We start from the raw sequence: 19,617 nt of genomic DNA, 5'->3' as shown, positions 1-19,617 counted from the left end.
CTCCCCGGCGCCGTACCGCCGGTGGAGGGCCGGCAGCGCCCGGGGCGTACGCCGTGTGCTCCGTCCACGTGTCGGGGTGCCGGGGCCGGGCACCTCGTCGTCGCACGGGTTCGAGGGTGACCGGCCGGCGGGCGAGGGCCTCGGCCGGCGGCTGTTCCCGTGCCTCGCCCACCGGCGCCCGGCCTCCCTTCCCCTCCCCCGGGGACCGGTCGGCCCCACGCGGTACGATCACTCCGCCATGGAGATGAATGCCACCTACAACAGTTTTGTCGCGGTGGGCGACAGTTTCACCGAGGGCATGTCGGACCTGCTCCCCGACGGCTCCTACCGGGGCTGGGCCGATCTGCTGGCGGCCCGCCTCGCCGCCCTCACGCCCGATTTCCGGTACGCGAACCTCGCCGTGCGCGGCAAGCTGATCGGCCAGATCGTCGACGAGCAGGTGGACCTGGCGGCCGCCATGAAGGCGGACGTCGTGACCCTGGTCGGCGGGCTGAACGACACCCTGCGCCCGAAGTGCGACATGGGCCGGGTGCGAGGGTTGCTGGAGGAGGCCGTGGAGCGGCTGGCCCCGGCGTGCGGACAGCTGGTGCTGATGCGCAGCCCGGGCCGCAACGGCCCCGTCATGAAACGCTTCCGGCCGCGCATGGAGGAGCTGTTCCGGTACGTCGACGAACTGGCCGCCCGGCACGGCGCCCTGGTCGTCGACCTGTACGGCGCCGAGGTGATGGGCGACCCGCGGCTGTGGGACCTGGACCGGCTGCACCTGACCTCGGAGGGTCACCGGCGGGTGGCCGAGGCCGTGTGGCAGGCCCTGGGCCTGGAGCCGCGGGAGGACTGGCTGGCGCCGCTGCCGCCGGCGGTGCCGGCCGCCTGGTCGGCCCGGCGGATCGGCGACGTCCGGTTCGCCCGGCAGCACCTGGGCCCCTGGATCGCGCGGCGGCTGACCGGCCGGTCCTCCGGCGACGGCCGGCCGGCCAAGCGGCCGGAGCTGCTGCCGTACCTCCTCGACGGCGAGACCTCGCCCTCGCGGCCGAGTCCCTCGTAGCAACCCACAATCCGGACCGCGGCGCCGACCTGCAGAAACCGCCAGTAGAATCTGGTCACGTGACTGCCAAGCCTCGCATCCCCAACGTCCTGGCCGGCCGCTACGCCTCCGCGGAGCTCGCCGTCCTCTGGTCCCCCGAGCAGAAGGTGAAGCTGGAGCGGCAACTGTGGCTCGCCGTACTGCGTGCCCAGAGGGACCTCGGGATCGAGGTGCCGGAGGCCGCGCTCGCCGACTACGAGCGGGTGCTGGACCGGGTCGACCTGGCGTCGATCGCGGAGCGGGAGAAGGTCACGCGCCATGACGTGAAGGCGCGGATCGAGGAGTTCAACGCGCTCGCGGGCCACGAGCAGGTCCACAAGGGCATGACCTCGCGCGACCTGACGGAGAACGTCGAGCAGCTGCAGATCCGGCTGTCGCTGGAGCTGATGCGCGACCGCACGGTCGCGGTGCTGGCCCGGCTGGGCAAGCTGGCGGGCGAGTACGGCGAGCTGGTCATGGCGGGGCGTTCGCACAATGTCGCCGCGCAGGCCACGACGCTCGGCAAGCGCTTCGCGACCGCGGCGGACGAGCTGCTGGTGGCGTACGCGCGGCTGGAGGAGCTGCTGGGCCGTTACCCGCTGCGCGGTATCAAGGGCCCGGTCGGCACCGCGCAGGACATGCTCGACCTGCTGGGCGGTGACGCGGCGAAGCTGGCGGAGCTGGAGCGGCGGATCGCCGGACACCTCGGCTTCGCCGACGCCTTCACCTCGGTGGGCCAGGTCTATCCGCGCTCCCTCGACTACGAGGTCGTCACCGCGCTGGTGCAGCTGGCGGCCGCGCCCTCGTCGCTGGCGAAGACGATCCGGCTGATGGCCGGGCACGAGCTGGTCACCGAGGGCTTCAAGCCCGGCCAGGTCGGCTCCTCCGCCATGCCGCACAAGATGAACACCCGCTCCTGCGAGCGCGTCAACGGCCTCATGGTCATCCTGCGCGGCTACGCGTCGATGACCGGCGAGCTGGCGGGCGACCAGTGGAACGAGGGCGACGTGTCGTGCTCGGTGGTCCGCCGGGTGGCGCTGCCCGACGCGTTCTTCGCGCTGGACGGACTGCTCGAGACGTTCCTCACCGTGCTCGACGAGTTCGGCGCGTTCCCGGCCGTCGTCGCCCGCGAGCTGGACCGCTACCTGCCGTTCCTGGCCACCACCAAGGTGCTGATGGCGGCGGTGCGTGCCGGGGTGGGCCGCGAGGTCGCGCACGAGGCCATCAAGGAGAACGCGGTGGCGTCCGCACTGGCGATGCGGGAGCGGGGCGCCGAGCGCAACGAGCTCCTCGACAAGCTCGCCGCCGACAACCGCCTCCCGCTGGACCGGGCGCAGCTGGACGCCGCGATGGCGGACAAGCTGTCGTTCACCGGTGCCGCCGCCGACCAGGTCGGTGTGGTCGTCGCCCGGATCGAGGAGATCGCCAAGCAGCACCCGGAGGCCGCCGGTTACGTGCCGGGTGCCATCCTCTGATCATTGGGCACACGACCCGTATGACACCTCAGGAACTCCAGGCCGCTCGCGACCGCATCGTCCCCGATGTGATCGCGAGCGGCCTGTCCGTACTGTTCTGCGGCATCAACCCGGGCCTGATGTCGGCTGCGACGGGCCACCACTTCGCCCGGCCCGGCAACCGCTTCTGGCCCGTGCTGCACCGGTCCGGCTTCACCCCGCGACAGCTCAGGCCCTCCGAGCAGGAGGAGCTCCTGACGTACGGGCTCGGTATCACCAACGTCGTCACGCGGGCGAGCGCCCGGGCCGACGAACTGGGTGACGAGGAGTTCCGCGAGGGTGGCCGCCTGCTGGCCCTCAAGGTGGAGCGGTTGCGCCCGCGCTGGCTGGCGGTGGCGGGGATCACCGCGTACCGCACGGCGTTCCAGGAGCCCAGGGCGCAGATCGGGCCGCAGGACCGGGTCATCGGCGACACCCGGATCTGGGCGCTGCCCAACCCCAGTGGGCTGAACGCGCACTGGACGCTGGACACGATGGCGGAGGAGTTCGCGAGGCTGCGCGCCGCCGCGCAGAAGGGGCCCTAGGGAGGGTCTGTCTCCGTGACGGCGGCGACCAGCTGGAAGGGCAGCTCCTTGTCCCAGTGCGCGACGCCGACGACTATCCAGCGCCCGTCCACCCGCCAGCTGTGCACGTCCGGCACGGACTGGCTGAGCGCGTCCCACGGGTCGGGTATCTCCTCGCCGGCCATGCCACGGTCGAACACCGACCACAGGCTGAAGACCTGCGGTTCGCCCCAGCGGGCCGTCAGCAGCACCGCGAGCGCGTCACGCTCCGCCTCGTACTGGTCCTCGACGATCTCGCGCCGGGTGCCGTCGTCGTCCCAGAAGTCCTCGCTCGTGGCGAGGTCCACCAGGTGGTAACCGACGCCGCTGTAGCCCCTGTCCGTTCTGCTGAACTTCCCGGGGAAGGGCAGGAAGCGCAGCTGATCGATGGTCGCCAGATGCCGTGCGGTGGTCATGGCTCCAGTAAAGCCCCCACCACTGACAACTGGCGTTCCGTCAGGCAGCCCCGAGGCGTGCCGCGTTCCGGGCGGCCGGCAGGGGTGTCCGGGGACGACGGCGGCGATCCCACGGGCACCGGCGCTCGCCTCGGAGGCGGAGGCGACGGCGGAGGCGACGGCGGAGCTGTCGAGCAGCTGGAGCGGGTTCCGGGGCCGCCCCGGGCGAGGGGCCTGACAACGGGGTCGGGTCATTGAGTACCATCCGGCAGACACGCGTTCTAGCTGGGAGGACACACCGTGAGCCGGCTGACCGGCGGAGATCCGTCGCTGCTGCGAAGGATCAACTCCGCGGTGGTGCTCCATGCGCTGCGGGGCGCCGACGCGCGCACCCTCACCGACCTCACCCGGATCACGGGGCTGTCCCGGCCGACCGTCGAGGGTGTGGTCGAGGGGCTCATCGGTACGGGTCTGGTGGTCGAGGCGGCGCCCGAGGAGGGTGAGGCCAGACGCCAGGGGCGGCCGGCGCGGCGGTTCCGGTTCCGTGCGGAGGCGGGTCATCTGCTGGGCATCGAGATCGGTCCGCACCGGGTGGCCGCGCTGATGTCGGGGCTGGACGGGCGGATCATCGGCGCTGGTTCCCGGGAGGTCTCGGAGACGGCGTCGGCGGACGAGCGGCTGGAGCGGGTGCGGGCCGTGGTCGCGGACGTGCTGCGCCGCACCGGTGTCGCGCGCGGCAGTCTGCGGGCGGTGGGCGTCGGGACACCGGGGATCGTGGAGGCGGACGGGACGGTACGGCTCGGTACGGCGCTCCCCGGCTGGACGGGGCTGGCGCTGGGCGAGCGGCTGCGACGGTCGTTCCGGTGCCCGGTGCTGGTCGAGAACGACGCCAACGCGGCGGCCGTGGCCGAGCAGTGGAAGGGCGCGGCGACCGACTCGGACGACATCGTCTTCGTCCTCGCGGGGCTGAGCCCCGGGGCCGGGTCGCTGATCGGCGGGCGGCTGCACCGGGGGTTCGGCGGGGCGGCCGGGGAGATCGGCGCGCTGCACCTGCTGGGGCAGGGGGCGACCCCGGAGACCCTGCTGTCGACCACGGACGAGCCTCTCCACCCGCTGGACGAGCAGGCGGTGGCGGAGGTCTTCGCGCTGGCCCGGGAGGGCGACGTACGGGCACGGGCGGCGGTGGACCGTTTCATCCAGCGGCTGGTGCACGACGTGGCGGCGCTGGTGCTGGCGCTCGATCCGGAGCTGGTGGTGGTCGGCGGCTGGGCGGCCGGTCTGGACGGGGTGCTCCAGCCGTTGCGGGAGGAACTGGCGCGGTTCTGTCTGCGGCCGCCCCGGGTGGCGTTGTCGCTGCTGGGTGAGGCGGCGGTGGCGACGGGTGCGCTGCGGCTGGCGCTCGACCATGTGGAGGAACAGTTGTTCGCCGTCGAGGGAACGGTGACGGCCCGCCGCTGAGCGACGGGCCGGGCGGCGGGCCGGAGGTCAGGAGGCGATGCCGAAGTCCCCCGCGTCGCCGAAGGTGAGGCGGCAGGTGTCCGCGCGGTAGGTGGCGACGGAGACGGCGGCGGTGCGGCCGTCCGTCAGGTACCGGGTGGTGACGAGGAGGACGGGCGCGCCGGGCAGCCGGTCGAGCTCCTTGGCGTCGTCCGCGCGGGCGGAGCCGAGCTCCACGGCGCGGTCCTGGCCCTCCAGGGTCAGCCGCTGGAGTTCGCGCAGCACGCCGCGGGCGCGGGCGGCTCCGGACGGGGCGTCGATGGCGGTGAGGTCCGGCACGGAGCGGGCGGGGACGTACAGCTGCTCGGCCGCGACGGCCTGACCGTGCGTCATGCGCAGGCGCCGTACGGTGTGGACCGGCTCGTCGGCGCCCCGGTCGGGGTCGAGGAGGCGGGCCACGGCGGCGGGCGGGACGACGAGCGTGCAGTCGACGGGGTTCCAGGCCTCCTCGCCGGAGCCGGGCCACTGCGCCTGTGTGGTGGAGACGTCCACGCCCACGCGGGGCGGTGCGACGGTGGTGCCGACGCCGCGGCGTCGCTGGAGGCGGCCCTCCAGCTCCAGCTGTTCCAGCGCCTGGCGGAGCGTGGCCCGGGCGACGCCGAAACGGGCGGCCAGCTCACGCTCGTTGGGCAGGATCTCCCCCACCGAGAAATCCGTGTCCAGCGCTTCGCCGAGCACGGTCTTCAGGTGCCAGTACTTGGGCTCCGGCACCGATTCCAGCTGCGTGGTCCCCACCCTGATCCTCCGCAATCGCCGGACTCCCGGCGGCTTTCCGCGCCTTGTTTATTAAAGGTTCCTGCACTATCCCTGCGACCATAGGACGGCACACATCCTTGGTCAAGACCAATCGTCGGCCGGTCACGCTGCGGAGTCGAGCCCTGTCGTGGAGCGTTCACAGGCTGTTCGCGCGAGCGGTGGGCGTACGGCGGAAGGCCCCGCGTCCACGGCGGACACGGGGCCTGGCAGCGCTCATGGGTGCCGGTCAGGGCTTCAGGGACACGAGCTTGTCCGGATTGCGTACGAGGTAGACGCACCGGATCCGGCCGTCCACGACGTCCACCTGGAACACCGTGTCGGGCTCCCCGTCGACGAGGACGAGCACCGCGGGCGCGCCATTGATCTCGACGGTACGGAAATCGGCGTTCGCGGCCGCGTTCCGGGCGACGGCACACAGGAACCGGCCGACCTTGCCGGCGGTCTCCATGACGCGCAGCGGCGCCTTGGCCTTGCCGCCGCTGTCGCCGATGAGCCGTACGTCGGGGGCGAGCAGGGCGAGCAGCTCCTCCAGGTCGCCGTCGGCCGCCGCGGCGAGGAAGCGGGCGGTCAGGTCGCGGCGTTCGGCGGGGTCGACGTCGTAGCGGGGCCTGCCCTCGTCGACATGGCGGCGGGCCCGCCCCGCGAGCTGCCGTACCGCGGCCTGCGACCGGTCGAGGGTGGCCGCGATCTCCGCGTACGGGAAGCCGAAGGCCTCGCGGAGCACGAACACCGCCCGCTCCAGCGGTGACAGGGTCTCGAGCACGACCAGCACGGCGAGGGACACGGAGTCGGCGAGCACCGCGCGCTCGGCCGTGTCGGGGACGGTCGGGCCGAAGTCGGTCACGACCGGCTCGGGAAGCCAGGGGCCGACGTACGCCTCGCGGCGCGCCTGCGCCTGGCGGAGCCGGTCGACGGCGAGCCGAGTGGTGACGCGTACGAGGTAGGCGCGGGGCTCGCGGACGTCCGCGCGGTCCGCGGCGGACCAGCGCAGCCAGGCCTCCTGGACCACGTCCTCGGCGTCGGCGACGCGGCCGAGCATCCGGTAGGCCACTCCTGTCAGCACCGGCCGGTGCTCCTCGAAGACCCGGGCGATGGTGTCGGCGTCGGTACCGGGTCCTGTCTCTGTGTCGGTCGCCATCGCCCCATCATGCGGTACGCGCCGCACCCGCGCCGGTCCGCCCCTCGACTCGGGCCCGCCGGCGGGTACTCGTCCACTGCGCTCGGTGACGGTGCTCTCGTCCCCCGCCGGTTTCCGGCCGGAGAGCGAGCCGGTACGCCTTCGGGACGCTGCTCGCTCTGCGCCTGGGGGCGCGCCCTTCCCCTGCCGGTGATCGCATGGCTGCCCGGTCGCCCGCCGGGCGGACCGCCTACGGACGGCACCATCTGTGCCCGGCCGGGGTGGCGTCCGTCGCAGGCGGTGGTCGCGGAGGTGCTCGTGCCGCGCGGGACGGGCGCCGGTTCTCGCCGGGCGTCGGTTCTCGCCGGGCACCGGGTGTGAGGCCGCGGGCGGCGGCGTCGGATTTCGGGCGTGCGGTGCTGTTCACGGGCGATCGTCCCCGGGCTGCCCGTCACCATCACGTGGGGCGCGCACGGCCGAACGCTGCCACGCCGACAGGGCGTCCGCGCTAAGACGGCCCTCCCCGCGGCGCGGCCAGGTGCGCCTGCCCGGCTCCGGCCACGTGCCGGTGAACGACGGCCCCGCCCTGGTCGCGCGCGTGCTCCTCACCGGGAGCCGGCGCCGAGGGGGCCGGGGCGCGCCTCCCCAGGACTCCCGAACCGAGCGCGACGCCCGCGCCGACCAGCGCGCTGCCGACCGCCTGGGCCGGCCCGTAGGAACCGGTGGCGACGAGGGGCGCGGTCATCGCCGCGGACACCGGGATGAGCCCGCAGAACAACGTCGCCCGCTCGGCCCCGATCCGCTGGACGCCCATGTACGCGGTGGCGGCACCGCCGAGGCGGCGCGGTCGGATGCTCCAGTCCGCGCTGCGTGACGCCGTCAGGTCGGGGCGGCTCGCGGCCGGGACACGACTGCCGTCCAGCCGGGAGCTGGCGGCCGATCTCGGGGTCTCGCGCGGGCTCATGACGGAGACGTACGAGCAGTTGACGGCCGAGGGGTATCTGCGGAGCGACCGGGGCGCCGGCACCTGGGTGGGCGACGCGGTGCGCCGGGCCGCGCCCGCCGCGCGGGCCCTGGCCCCGGGGGCGGCGGGCGCCCGGGTGGACTTCCGCCCCGGCACACCGGACCTGTCGCTGTTCCCCCGTACCGCCTGGGGGGCCGCGCACAGAACCGTCCTGTCCCGGCTGCCGCACCGGGCGCTCGGGTACCCCGACCCGCGTGGGCTGCCGGAGCTGCGGACGGCGCTCGCCGCCCTGCTGGCCCGGCGTCGCGGCGTGGTGGCCGATCCGGAGCGGGTGGTGGTGTGCTCGGGTGTGTCGCAGGCGATGACGCTCCTCGGTTTCGTCCTCCGCGCCCGAGGTCTGCACGCCCTCGGCGTCGAGGACCCGGGCAGCCCGGGACCCGCGGCCCTCTTCGCGTCGGCGGGGCTGCGGACCGTACCCCTGCCGCTGGACGCGGAAGGGCTCGCACCGGCGCCCCTGGCCGCGTCCGGTCTGCGGGCCGTGGTCACCACGCCCGCCCACCAGTTCCCCGCGGGCATCGGCTACTCCGCCCGGCGCCGGGCGGGCCTTCTGGACCGGGCCCGTACGGTGGACGGGTACCTCGTCGAGGACGACTACGACGGTGACTTCCGCTACGACCGCGCTCCCGTGGGCGCGCTCCAGGGCCTCGACCCCGAGCGTGTCGTGTACACCGGCTCCGTCAGCAAGTCGCTCGCCCCCGGACTGCGCCTCGGCTGGATGCTCGTACCGGAGTCCCTCGCCGACGAGGTCGTCGAGCGCAAGCGCACCATGGACCTGGGCAACCCGTCGCTCGACCAGGCCGTTCTCGCCCACTTCATCACGAGCGGCGGCTACGACCGCCACCTGCGCCGCTGTCGCCGCGCCTACCGGGAGCGGCGGGACGCCCTGATCACCGCCCTGGCGGAGCACTTCGGCGGTACGGAGGTCAGTGGCATCGCGGCCGGTCTCCACGTCATCGCGGCGTGCCGGGGCGGCACGCGCGCGGGGCGTCGGAGGGCGTGTTCCTGCAACGGGCGGCCGGGGCCGGGGTGGCGCTGCGGCCGCTCAGCGAGTACGAGTACGGGTCGGCGCGCCCGGACGACGGGGACGTCCGGTTGGTCCTGGGGTACGCCCATCTGCCGCCCGGCGACATCGCGTTGGGCGTGCGGTTGGTCGCGGACGCCCAGCGAGCCAGGGACCGGGTCGGAAGGTGAGCCGGGCCGGGCGGCGAGGTGACACGGGCCGGGAGGTGAGCCTGGGACCCTCGCCACAGAGGAACTCTTGAAAATCGGACTTAAGCCACCAGATGCACGCTTAACCCATCAGTCACAAAGCGTTCGTGATCGCGCAACACCACTGAGTCACAGTGAAGCCATGACCGACGCGACAGCGACCCCCGTGAAGAACCCCCGCCGACCCCACCACTGGCGGCGTGACCTCGTCGAACTGGCGGCCCTGTTCACCGCGGTGGCCGTCGCGGACGCGGTGGCGAACACCATCGCGCACGGCCCCGACGGCCCGTACCTCCTCGCGGTGTCGGCGCTCGTCCTGATCGCCACGGCGGCGTTCCACACCTGGTGGGCACGGCGCCACAGCCATGCACCGCCGGCCGTCCCCGATACCGGCGGCGGCCCGGCGACGGCCGCCACCGGCCGGGACGCGACGAGCGGGACGACGCTGTGGCGCATGCGGACCACCGTCCGCGACGAGCCCGGCAGCCTGGCCGCGCTGTGCACGGCGCTGGCGCACCTGCACGTGGACATCCTGACGCTGCAGACGCACCCGCTGGCCGACGGAACGGTCGACGAGTTCCTGCTGCGGGCGCCCGCCTCGCTCCAGGCGGCGACGCTGACGCGGGAGGTCGCGGCGGCGGGCGGCACCCGCACCTGGACCGAGCGTGCCGACGCGCACGATCTGGTGGACACCCCGACGCGGGTGCTGGGGCTGGCCACCCGTACCGCGCTGGACGCCGCCGAACTGCCGCTGGCGCTGCGCCAGTTGCTCGGCCGGTGCACCATCCACTCACTGCCCGCCGTCTCCCCGGCCGGCCGGCCCACCGGCGCGACCGCCCCGGTCGAGGGCGCCCTGGAGGACGGGGACACCGTGATGCGGCTGCGCGACCCCCACGGGGGCGCCATCGCCATCGAGCGGCCGTACCTGCCGTTCACGCCCACCGAGTTCGCCCGTGCCCGCGCCCTCGTGGAGCTGGACGCCCGCCTGGGGCCGCGCATCCCGCGCAGCCAGGACGTGCTGACCCTCCCGGAGGGCAACGAGATCACGGTCCGCCGCGCCGACCGGGGTGACCTGGAGGCCGCCCGCGCCATGCACGACCGCTGCTCGGAGCGGACCCTCGGACTGCGCTACCACGGTCCGGTCGGGGACGCCGGCAGCTACCTGAACCACCTTCTGAGCCCCCGGTTCGGCCGTACGCTCGCCGTCGAGACGGCGTCCGGCCGGCTCGTCGCCCTCGGCCACCTGCTGTGGGACGGCGACGAGACCGAGGTGGCGCTGCTCGTCGAGGACGACTGGCAGCGCCGCGGTATCGGCTCGGAGCTGCTGCGCCGTCTGGTCGGCCTGGCGCTCGAGGCCGGCTGCGAGAGCGTGTACGCCGTGACGCAGTCGTCCAACACGGGGATGGTCGCGGCGATGCGCGGGCTGAACCTGCCGCTCGACTACCAGATCGAGGAGGGCACCCTGGTGATCACCGCGCGACTGAACGGGATTCCCGTACGCCATCCTCGGCGGCGGGCCGGTCAGGCCGAGCACTGAGCGCCTCCGACAGGTCGCGCCACAAGTCCTCGACGTCCTCCAGGCCGACCGACATCCGCAGCAACCGGTCGCTGACGCCCGACGACCGGCGGTCGTCCTCGTCGACGATGCGGTGGCTGATGGACGCGGGGTGCTGGATCAGGGTGTCGACGCTGCCGAGGCTGACCGCGGGCGTGATCAGCCGCACTCCGGCGATCACGTCGTGCGGGTCGCCGTACACCTCGAAGGAGACCATGGCCCCGCCGATCTCCGGGTAGTACACACGGGCGACCCTGGGGTCCTCCGAGAGCCGGAGCGCCAGGTCTGCGGCGGTCGTGGCGGCGGCCCGCATCCGCACCGGGAGCGTGGACAGTCCGCGCAGCAGCAGGTAGCTCGCCAGCGGGTGCAGGACACCGCCGGTGGCGAACCGCACCTGGCGCAGCCTGCCGGCGAACTCCTCGTCGCAGGCCACCACGCCGGCGAGGACGTCCCCGTGCCCGCCGAGGTACTTGGTGGCGCTGTGCAGCACGATCCGCGCCCCGTGCTCCACGGGGCGCTGGAGCACCGGCGTGGCGAACGTCGAGTCGACGAGGAGCGGCACCGAGCCGCAGGCGGCGGCGACGGCCCGGACGTCCACCTCGGCGAGCGTGGGGTTGGCGGGGGTCTCGACCATCACCAGGCCGGTGTCGGGGCGGATGGCGTCCGCGATCCCCGCCGGGTCGGTCCACGTCACCTCCGTACCGAGCAGCCCGGCGGTCAGCAGGTGGTCGCTGCACCCGTACAGGGGGCGGACCGCCACCACGTGCCGGAGGCCCATGCTCGCCCGGACGAGCAGGACGGCGGTCAGGGCGGCCATGCCGCTGGCGAACGCGACGGCGCTCTCGGTGCCCTCCAGCCGGGCGAGCGCGGTCTCGAACCGGGCGGTGGTGGGGTTGTCGAGCCGGGCGTAGACGGGCGGGCCGTCCGGCCGGGCTCCGGTGGTGGCGAACGCGTCGATGCGATCCGCCTCGGCTCTCGCGTCGTGGGACGGGTACGTGGTCGACAGGTCGAGCGGCACGGCGTGCAGGCCCAGGGCGGCGAGGTCGTCGCGTCCGGCGTGCACGGCTTCGGTGGCCAGCGCCCTCGGGGTGGGGAGGGCGGGCGAGGCGTCGAAAGGCGCGGTGTCCATGGACGGCACTGTGAACAGATACCGGGGAGTAGCGGTAGAACGCCGTGTTACGTTCGGCGAATGAATGATTCTGTCGTCCTTGACACGGTCGACCTGCACATACTTCGCCTTTTGCAGAACGACGCCCGGACCACGTACCGCGACCTGGCCGCCGAGGTCGGGGTCGCGCCCTCCACCTGCCTGGACCGGGTGGCGCGGCTGCGGCGCACGGGCGTCGTCCTCGGTAACCGGTTGCGAATCGATCCGGCCAAAATCGGCCGTGGCCTGGAGGCGCTGCTGCTGGTGCAGGTGCGTCCGCACCGGCGTGAGCTGATCGGTCCGTTCGTCGAACGCATCCGCGCCCTGCCGGAGTCACGGGCTCTGTTCCACCTGACCGGTCCGGACGACTACCTGGTGCACGTGGCCGTATCGGACCCTTCCGACCTGCAACGACTCGTGCTGGACGAGTTCACCTCGCAGCGCGAGGTCGCCCGGGTGGAGACCCGGCTGATCTTCCAGCAGTGGGAGTGCGGGCCGCTCCTGCCGCCCGGCGCACCCGCTCATTTGTCAGCCGACCGTGACGGATGAGGGGTGACGCGGGGTCCTCGGCATACCAGGATGGCCTCATGCCAGACACCTCCAGCAGCGCGCTCCCCCGCATGGTCGCCGACGCCTATGTCGACGCGCTCATCGAACTCGACCCGATCACCGGCACCTACCTGGGCGTCCAGAAGAGCGCCGGACTCCTTCCGGACTTCTCGCCCGCCGGTCAGGAAGAGATCGCCCGACTCGCCCGTGAGACGCTCGCCCGGCTCGACGAGGCCGAGCGCCTGCCCGGCGCCGACAGCGACGCCGAACGGCGCTGCGGGCGCCTCCTGCGGGAGCGGCTCACCGCCGGGCTGGCCGTCCACGAGGCGGGCGAGGGACTGCGCACGGTCGGCAACATGCGCTCGCCGGCGCACAGCGTGCGCATCGTGTTCACGGTGATGCCCACCGACACGGACGGCGACTGGGCGGCGGTCGCCGAGCGGCTGCGGGCCGTGCCGGCGGCGATCGCGGGGTACCGCGCGTCCCTCGAACTGGGCCTGGAACGCGGACTGCTGGCCGGTCCGCGCGCCACGGCGACGTTCGTCGGGCAGCTCACCGGGTGGACGGGCAACGACGGCGCGGGACGCGGCTGGTTCGAGGAGTTCGTGACGGCCGCCCCGGCCCGGCTGCGCCCGGAGCTGGACGCGGCGGCGGGCGGCGCCACCCGGGCGCTGGAGTCGCTGCGCGACTGGATGCGCGACGTGTACGCCCCGGCGGTGAAGGACACGCCGGACACGGTGGGCCGTGAACGGTACGCCCGATGGTCGCGCTACTTCAACGGCAGCGACTGCGACCTGGACGAGGCGTACGCGTACGGCTGGGGCGAGTACCACCGGCTCCTCGCCGAGATGCGGGCCGAGGCGGAGAAGATCCTGCCCGGCGCCGGGCCGTGGGAGGCGCTCGCCCATCTCGACGAGCACGGCACCCACATCGAGGGCGTCGAGGAGGTGCGGGTCTGGCTCCAGCGGCTGATGGACGAGGCGATCGAGGCGCTGGACGGCACGCACTTCGAACTCGCCGAGCGGGTACGGAGGGTGGAGTCGCGGATCGCCCCGCCGGGTGGCGCGGCGGCCCCGTACTACACCGGCCCGTCCGAGGACTTCTCCCGCCCCGGCCGCACCTGGCTGCCCGTCGACGGCGAGACACGGTTCCCGGTCTACGACCTGGTGTCGACGTGGTACCACGAGGGCGTGCCCGGCCATCACCTCCAGATCGCGCAGTGGGTGCACGTCGCCGACCGGTTGTCGCGGTACCAGGCGACCATCGGCGGGGTCAGCGCCAACGCGGAGGGCTGGGCGCTGTACGCGGAACGGCTCATGGACGAGCTCGGCTTCCTGCCCGACCCGGAGCGGCGCCTGGGGTACCTGGACTGCCAGATGATGCGGGCCTGCCGGGTGATCGTGGACATCGGCATGCACCTCGGCCTGCGGATCCCGGCGGACTCGCCGTTCCGCCCCGGTGAGCGGTGGACACCGGAGCTGGCGCAGGAGTTCTTCCAGCGGCACACCAGCCGCCCGCCGGCGTTCGTCGAGAGCGAGCTGACCCGCTACCTGTCGATGCCCGGGCAGGCGATCGGCTACAAGCTGGGCGAGCGCGCCTGGCTGCTGGGCCGGGAGAGGGCCCGCCGGGCGCACGGTGACGCCTTCGACGCGAAGAAGTGGCACATGGCCGCGCTGTCACAGGGCCCGCTGGGGCTGGACGACCTGGTGGAGGAACTGGCCCGGCTGTGAGGCCCCCCACGACGGTCGGCGGCCGCTCCCCGGTGCACGGCCGGCGCGATCCGGCGCGATGTGGTCCGGGGGCCCGGCTCCGGTCCCCCTCCGCGTCGTCAGCAGCCGCAGTCGTCCGTGTCGACCGGGGCGGTGAGGGGGTCGGCGTCACGCGTGCGGACACCCTCCCGGGTCTCGAACGCGAAGCCCTCGCGGGCCCAGTACTCGAATCCGCCGAGCATCTCCTTGACCTGGTAGCCGAGTTCCGCGAGGGCGAGGGCCGCGCGCGTGGCGCCGTTGCAGCCCGGCCCCCAGCAGTACGTGACGACGGGCACCGACTTGTCCAGCAGGTGCTCCGCCTGCTCGGGGATGAGCGCCGTCGGCAGGTGGACCGCGCCCGGGACGTGACCCTGGTCCCAGGACTCGGTCGACCGGGAGTCGAGGACGACGAACCCCGGGTCGCCGCCGGCGGCGAGCGCGGAGGCGACGTCCGAGACGTCCGCGTGGAAGGCGAGGCTCGCCGAGAAGTACGCGGCGGCGGCCGCCGGCGGGGCGGGCGGGACGCGCAGGACGGGGTGGGCGGCGGCGGGGGCGCTGGTGATCGGCGTGGTCGTCATGTCCGGAAATCTACGGCCTGTTGATCACCCCGGTGAAGTGGGGAATCCCGGTCGTCGGCTTGTCCGGCCGTGGATTCCCCTGCTATTCCTCGTGCATGACGGGATATTCACCGGACGCCACGGACTGGCGCATACTGGCCGCCCTCCAGGACCGGGGCCGGGCGTCCTTCGCCGAACTCGCCCGTACCGTCTCCATGTCCGCGAGCGCCGTCACCGAGCGGGTCCGCAGGCTGGAGGAGGCCGGGGTGATCGCCGGTTACACCGCGGTGGTCGACCAGGAACGTATCGGGCTGCCCATTCTCGCCTTCGTACGGCTGCGCTACCCCAACGGCAACTACAAGCCGTTCCACGACTTGCTGGACACGACGCCGGAGATCCTGGAGGCGCACCACGTGACGGGCGACGACTGCTTCGTGATGAAGGTCGCCGCCCGTTCGATGCGGCACCTTGAGGAGATCGCCGGGAAGGTCGGCGTGCTGGGCTCGGTGACCACGAGCGTCGTCTACTCCTCGCCGCTGCCGCGCCGGCCGGTCAGCCGCTGAGTGCTCCCCCGCCGCGCAGCCTGACCGCCGAGCCGCCGCGCTCCTTGACGACCTCCAACTGGGCGGGGATGCGACGGCGCAGGTCGCCGACGTGGCTGACGATGCCGACGCTGCGATCCCGTTCGCGCAGCGAGTCCAGGACGTCCAGCACCTCGTCGAGGGTCTGGTCGTCGAGGCTGCCGAAGCCCTCGTCGATGAAGAGCGTGTCGAGTCGCACGCCACCCGCTTCGTCGGTCACGACGTCGGCGAGGCCCAGCGCCAGCGCCAGCGACGCGAAGAACGTCTCACCGCCCGAGAGGGTCGCCGTGTCGCGCTCGCGGCCCGTCCAGGCGTCCACGACGTGCAGACCGAGACCGGCGCGTTTCCCGCCCGCCCGGGCGTCGGAGTGGACGAGCGTGTAGCGGCCGGCCGACATACGGGCCAGGCGCGCCGTCGCGGCGGCGGCGACCTGTTCGAGCCGGGCCGCCAGCACGTAGGACTCCAGCCGCATCTTGCGTTCGTTGTCCGCGGACGTGCCGGCGGTCAGCCCGGCCAGCCGCGCCACCCGCTCGTACTCCTCGCGCAGCGGCCCCAGACGCCGTACCTCGGTGGCGGCCTGCCGGGACAGCCGGGCCAGCTCGTCGCACCGCTCGCGGTGGGCGGCCAGCGCGGAGTCCGCGTCACGGGCGGCGCGGTCGGCGGCGGCGTGGGCGGCCCGGGCGCGGTCCGGGTCGGCGGGCGGGCGCCCCGCGGCGGTCCGCGTCTCCGGCTCGCGGAGCCGGTCGGCGACGGCCGCCGCCTCGGCCTGCCAGGCGTCCAGCCGCCGCTGGAGGTCACGGTGGGCTCCGTCGTCGAGCAGCGCGGCGGCCGCGGCGGCCGGGGTGTCGAACCCGGCCCGGAACGCGGCGTCGGCGAGCCGGTCGTCGGCCTCCTTGAGACGTCGGGCCGTGTCCTCGACGGTACGTACGGCCTCGGCGGCCTCGGTGAGGCGGACGATGCGGTGCTCCAGGGACGCGGCGTGCTCCGCGACGGCCCCGCCCGGGACGCGGGCGAGTTCGGCGTCCACCGTCGCCTGCTCCCGGTCGAGCGCCTCGCGCCGCGAGGTCCGCGCGGCGGCACGGCGCTCGGCCTGCTGCCGCACGTCGAGCCTGCGCCGGTGCTCGCCCTCGGCCCGGTCGAGTTCCTCCCGCGCGGCGTGCGCGCCCCCCGCCAGGGCACGCGCCTCGGCGTACGCGCTCTCCAGCCGGGCGACCTCGTCGGCGAGGCCGGCCACCGACGGCCGGTCGACGGCCGCGGGGCCGTCCGCCACGCGGTCGTCCAGCGCGCGGCCCCCCGCCACGGGGCCGTCCACCGCACGGTCATCCGCCACGCGCCGGTCGCCGTGCTCCGGGGCGGCGGCGACCTCCGCCCGGGCCGCGGTCAGGGCCTCCCGGGCGACCGCGAGGTCCCGCTCGGCCGCCGAGCGCGCCTCCTCCGCCCGCGCGTGGGCCGCGTAGGCCGCGTCCTCCGTCGTACGGTCCACGTGGTCGGCGTCGGCGCGGGCGGGGGCCGGGTGGTCGGGCGAGCCGCAGACCGCGCAGGGCTCACCGTCCGCCAGGGCGGCCGCGAGTTCCGCGGCGATACCGCGCAGGCGACGTTCCCGCAGGTCGAGCCAGGTCTCATGGGCGGCGTTGGCCTGCTCGCGGGCGTCGGCCAGACGGGCGGAGGCGGCATGGACCTCTCCCGCCAGCGCGTCGCGGCGGCGGGCGGCGGACAGCCGGCGGCGGGCGGGTTCCAGACGGCCCGCGAGGTGTTCGGCACGGGTGGCGGCCTCCTGGGCGGCCTCCACCCGGTCCTGGAGGGCGCGGCGGGTGCCATCCCAGCCGGCCAGCCACATGTCCGCGTCCTGGAGGGCGTCCTCGTCGGCACGGGCCTGCCGGTCCAGTTCGTCGCGCTCGCGGACGAGTTCGCCGGCGCGCCGCTCGGCCCGGCGGGCGGCGTCCAGGCCGCCGAGGTCCTCCCGCAGCCGGCCGGCCAGCGCGGCCAGGTGCTCGGCACCCGCGTCGACGAGGTCCGGCGGCAGACCGGCCACCGCCCGCTCGTACGCCGCGAGCGCCGCGCGGTGCTCCCGCTCGGCGTCCCCGCGCAGGCTCAGCGGGCCGGCCACCCGCTCGGCCTTGCGGCCGCGCTCCAGCCGGGCCTCCCACCCGTCGCGCTCGGCCCGCCGGGTGTCCAGCTCGGCGGCGCGCCGACGGGCGTCCTCGTACCGGTGCTGCCTCGCGGCCAGTTCCCGTTCCTCGTCGAGTGCGCGGCGGGCGGCGGCCTGCCGGCTCTCGGCGGCGGCGAGCGCCGACTCCGCGACGTCCAGTGCCTCACGGGCGCCCGACCGGGCGACGGCCGCCCAGGAGAGTACGGCCCCGGCGAGGCCCGGGTCGCCGGGCCTGCCCTCCGGGGCGGGCCAGCCGTCGGCCGCGTCCCCGGCTGCCTGGGCCATCCGGTGGGCGAGCGCGAGGAGCCGTTCGTCGCCGTCCTTCACCTGCTGCTCGGCGGCGCGGCGCAGTTCGGCGAGGCGCTCCTCGACGGCGGCGAAGCGCCGGGTGTCGAAGAGCCGGCCGAGGAGCTTGCCACGCGCCTCCGCGTCGGCGCGCAGGAACCGTGCGAAGTCGCCCTGCGGCAGCAGGACCACCTGGCAGAACTGGTCCCGGCTCATACCGAGCAGCTGGGTGACCTCTTCGCCGATCTCCTGGTGGGAGCGGCTGAGGCCCTTCCAGGTGCGGCTGTGCGCGTCGTACTCGCGCAGCCACGACTGCGCCTTCTCGGTGGTGAAGCCGCCGCCCCGCTTCTTGGGGCGCGGCTGGGCGGGCCGCCGGGTGATCTCCAACCGCCGGCCGGACACGGTCAGGTCGAGCACGACCTCGGTGTACGTGCCGGCCGGGGCGTGGTCGCTGCGCAGCGAGGTGCCGGGACTCTGCCGGGCGCCGGGCACCGCCCCGTACAGGGCGTAGCAGACGGCGTCGAGGACGGAGGTCTTGCCCGCGCCGGTCGGTCCGTGGAGCAGGAAGAGACCGGCCCGGGACAGGGTGTCGAAGTCGACGGTCTGGGTGGTGCCGAACGGGCCGAAGCCGGTGATGTCGAGCCGGTGGAGTCTCATCCGGTCACCTCGCGCCGCGCCATGTCCACCCGTACGTCGTCGAAGGCCCGCAGGAGGGCCGTGCGCTCCCGGTCGTCGGGGCCGTTGCCGCCGCGTACGTGGGCGACGAAGTCCTGGGCGATCTGCTGGTCGTCACGGTCACGGAGGCGCTGGGCGTAGGAGGCGAGGGGCTCGTCGCCGGGCAGCTCGGGGGCGAAGAGGAGACTGAGGGTGTGGGGGAAGCGCTCGACGAGGCGTGCCATGGGTTCGGCGGGGCGGACCGGGTCGGTGAGGGTGACCTCGACCCAGGAGTCCTCGTGCCGGTCGAGCGCGGGGTCGGCGAGCAGGTCGTCGAGCCGGCCCCGGACGCGGGCGAGGGGGCGGGGCACCGGGCAGGCGATCCGCTCGGCGCGGACCGTCCCGTCGCCGTCCAGGTCGACGAGCCACATCGTCTTGCGGTGGTCGCTCTCGGAGAAGGAGTACGCGAGCGGGGAACCGGAGTAGCGGATCCGCTCGGTGAGCGCCTGGCTGCCGTGCAGGTGACCGAGGGCGACGTAGTCGGCGCCGGCGAAGACCCCGGCCGGTACGGCGGCCACGCCACCGACGGTGATGTCGCGTTCGCTGTCGCTCGGTGTGCCGCCCGCGACGAAGGCGTGGGCGAGGACGACGGAGCGGGTTCCGGGTGTACGGCGGGCGAGGTCGGCGCGTACCCGCTCCATGGCGGCCGTCAGGACGGCCTCGTGTCCGGTCTTCGTGGCCCCGAGCTCATCGCGGACGAGGGCGGGTTCGAGGTAGGGAAGCCCGTAGAACGCCACGTCGCCGTGCGCGTCCGCGAGCAGGACGGGGGTGCCGACGCCGGCCGGGTCCGTCCGCAGGTGGATCCCGGCGCGCTCGATGAGCCCGGCGCCGACGCCCAGGCGGCGGCCGGAGTCGTGGTTGCCGGAGATCATGACGGTGGGTACGCCGGCCTCGGCGAGCCGGTGCAGCGCGGCGTCGAAGAGTTCCACGGCGGTCAGCGGCGGCACCGCGCGGTCGTAGATGTCACCCGCCACGAGGACGACGTCCACGTCGTGCTCGTGGACCGTCGCCAGGAGGTGGTCGAGGAACGCGGACTGCGCCTCCAGCAGGCTCACCCGGTGGAACGAGCGCCCCAGGTGCCAGTCCGATGTGTGCAGCATTCTCACGGTGCCGCTCCGACCTGCATGTGTACCGCTCCTCCGCCCCCAGGACCCGCGCGGGTACCGTCGTGAACCCCGTACACGCTAACGGTGCCCGGCCCCCGGTTCGTCACGG

At 74.3% G+C, this 19,617-nt stretch carries 15 protein-coding genes and 1 pseudogene; 9 read left to right on the top strand and 7 right to left on the bottom strand.

Annotated features, from left to right (window positions below; all coding sequences use genetic code 11):
- Positions 1 to 238: 238 nt before the first annotated feature.
- The 3 genes from ABD347_RS23060 to mug are packed head-to-tail and all read left to right on the top strand — an operon-like array spanning position 239 to position 3,101.
- Entirely contained in the window at positions 239 to 1,045 is an 807-nt protein-coding gene (locus ABD347_RS23060) for an SGNH/GDSL hydrolase family protein (RefSeq protein ID WP_344364450.1), read from the top strand.
- A gap of 59 nt (positions 1,046 to 1,104) precedes the next feature.
- Positions 1,105 to 2,538, top strand: coding sequence for an adenylosuccinate lyase (purB, locus tag ABD347_RS23055; protein ID WP_344364449.1), 1,434 nt, complete (start codon positions 1,105 to 1,107; stop codon positions 2,536 to 2,538).
- 20 nt (positions 2,539 to 2,558) lie between these two features.
- Positions 2,559 to 3,101 carry a G/U mismatch-specific DNA glycosylase gene (mug, locus tag ABD347_RS23050; RefSeq protein ID WP_344364447.1) on the top strand — a complete coding sequence of 181 codons (543 nt, stop codon included), beginning with the start codon at positions 2,559 to 2,561 and terminating at the stop codon, positions 3,099 to 3,101.
- On the opposite strand, the gene ABD347_RS23045 is transcribed toward mug, so the two are convergent.
- Entirely contained in the window at positions 3,098 to 3,535 is a 438-nt protein-coding gene (locus ABD347_RS23045) for a hypothetical protein (protein ID WP_344364444.1), read from the bottom strand. The two genes, mug and ABD347_RS23045, sit on opposite strands and share 4 nt — an antisense overlap.
- A gap of 279 nt (positions 3,536 to 3,814) precedes the next feature.
- Here ABD347_RS23045 and ABD347_RS23040 point away from each other — a divergent pair, with 279 nt between their 5' ends.
- On the top strand, positions 3,815 to 4,972 hold the full coding sequence (locus tag ABD347_RS23040; RefSeq protein ID WP_344364442.1) for an ROK family transcriptional regulator: 1,158 nt from the start codon (positions 3,815 to 3,817) through the stop codon (positions 4,970 to 4,972).
- Positions 4,973 to 4,999: 27 nt separating this feature from the next.
- Here the strand turns inward: ABD347_RS23040 and ABD347_RS23035 are convergent, their stop codons facing one another.
- Together ABD347_RS23035 and ABD347_RS23030 are read right to left on the bottom strand one after the other, a co-directional pair.
- Entirely contained in the window at positions 5,000 to 5,746 is a 747-nt protein-coding gene (locus tag ABD347_RS23035) for a GntR family transcriptional regulator (RefSeq protein ID WP_344364439.1), read from the bottom strand.
- 247 nt (positions 5,747 to 5,993) lie between these two features.
- Positions 5,994 to 6,905, bottom strand: coding sequence for an RNA polymerase sigma-70 factor (locus ABD347_RS23030; RefSeq protein ID WP_344364437.1), 912 nt, complete (start codon positions 6,903 to 6,905; stop codon positions 5,994 to 5,996).
- Positions 6,906 to 7,645: 740 nt separating this feature from the next.
- Between ABD347_RS23030 and pdxR the strand changes: the two are divergent.
- A pseudogene (gene pdxR, locus ABD347_RS23020) lies at positions 7,646 to 9,099 on the top strand (MocR-like pyridoxine biosynthesis transcription factor PdxR).
- Positions 9,100 to 9,259: 160 nt separating this feature from the next.
- On the top strand, positions 9,260 to 10,654 hold the full coding sequence (locus ABD347_RS23015; RefSeq protein WP_344364434.1) for a GNAT family N-acetyltransferase: 1,395 nt from the start codon (positions 9,260 to 9,262) through the stop codon (positions 10,652 to 10,654).
- On the opposite strand, the gene ABD347_RS23010 is transcribed toward ABD347_RS23015, so the two are convergent.
- Complete coding sequence (locus tag ABD347_RS23010) at positions 10,587 to 11,801, bottom strand: trans-sulfuration enzyme family protein (protein ID WP_344364431.1); 1,215 nt, start codon at positions 11,799 to 11,801, stop codon at positions 10,587 to 10,589. The genes ABD347_RS23015 and ABD347_RS23010 overlap by 68 nt on opposite strands.
- 60 nt (positions 11,802 to 11,861) lie before the next feature.
- Here ABD347_RS23010 and ABD347_RS23005 point away from each other — a divergent pair, with 60 nt between their 5' ends.
- Positions 11,862 to 12,368, top strand: a complete 507-nt coding sequence (locus tag ABD347_RS23005) for an Lrp/AsnC family transcriptional regulator (protein ID WP_344364429.1) — start codon at positions 11,862 to 11,864, stop codon at positions 12,366 to 12,368.
- Between the two features lie 38 nt (positions 12,369 to 12,406).
- Positions 12,407 to 14,098, top strand: coding sequence for a DUF885 domain-containing protein (locus ABD347_RS23000; protein ID WP_344364427.1), 1,692 nt, complete (start codon positions 12,407 to 12,409; stop codon positions 14,096 to 14,098).
- 98 nt (positions 14,099 to 14,196) lie between these two features.
- Here the strand turns inward: ABD347_RS23000 and ABD347_RS22995 are convergent, their stop codons facing one another.
- A complete protein-coding gene (locus ABD347_RS22995) occupies positions 14,197 to 14,694 on the bottom strand; it encodes a rhodanese-like domain-containing protein (protein WP_344364426.1) in 498 nt (165 codons plus the stop codon).
- 95 nt (positions 14,695 to 14,789) lie between these two features.
- Between ABD347_RS22995 and ABD347_RS22990 the strand changes: the two genes are divergently transcribed.
- Complete coding sequence (locus tag ABD347_RS22990; RefSeq protein WP_344364424.1) at positions 14,790 to 15,236, top strand: Lrp/AsnC family transcriptional regulator; 447 nt, start codon at positions 14,790 to 14,792, stop codon at positions 15,234 to 15,236.
- On the opposite strand, the gene ABD347_RS22985 is transcribed toward ABD347_RS22990, so the two are convergent.
- Both ABD347_RS22985 and ABD347_RS22980 read right to left on the bottom strand, forming a co-directional pair.
- Positions 15,226 to 18,345, bottom strand: a complete 3,120-nt coding sequence (locus tag ABD347_RS22985; RefSeq protein ID WP_344364422.1) for an AAA family ATPase — start codon at positions 18,343 to 18,345, stop codon at positions 15,226 to 15,228. The two genes, ABD347_RS22990 and ABD347_RS22985, sit on opposite strands and share 11 nt — an antisense overlap.
- Positions 18,342 to 19,508, bottom strand: coding sequence for an exonuclease SbcCD subunit D (locus tag ABD347_RS22980; protein WP_344364420.1), 1,167 nt, complete (start codon positions 19,506 to 19,508; stop codon positions 18,342 to 18,344). The genes ABD347_RS22985 and ABD347_RS22980 overlap by 4 nt, the downstream gene beginning before the upstream one ends.
- Between the last annotated feature and the right edge of the window lie 109 nt (positions 19,509 to 19,617).

Source organism: Streptomyces gobitricini (assembly GCF_039532985.1).
Taxonomy (GTDB): domain Bacteria; phylum Actinomycetota; class Actinomycetes; order Streptomycetales; family Streptomycetaceae; genus Streptomyces; species Streptomyces gobitricini.
The sequence above is the reverse complement of the archived record's forward strand: the minus strand, read 5'-3'. Positions and strand labels throughout refer to the sequence as shown.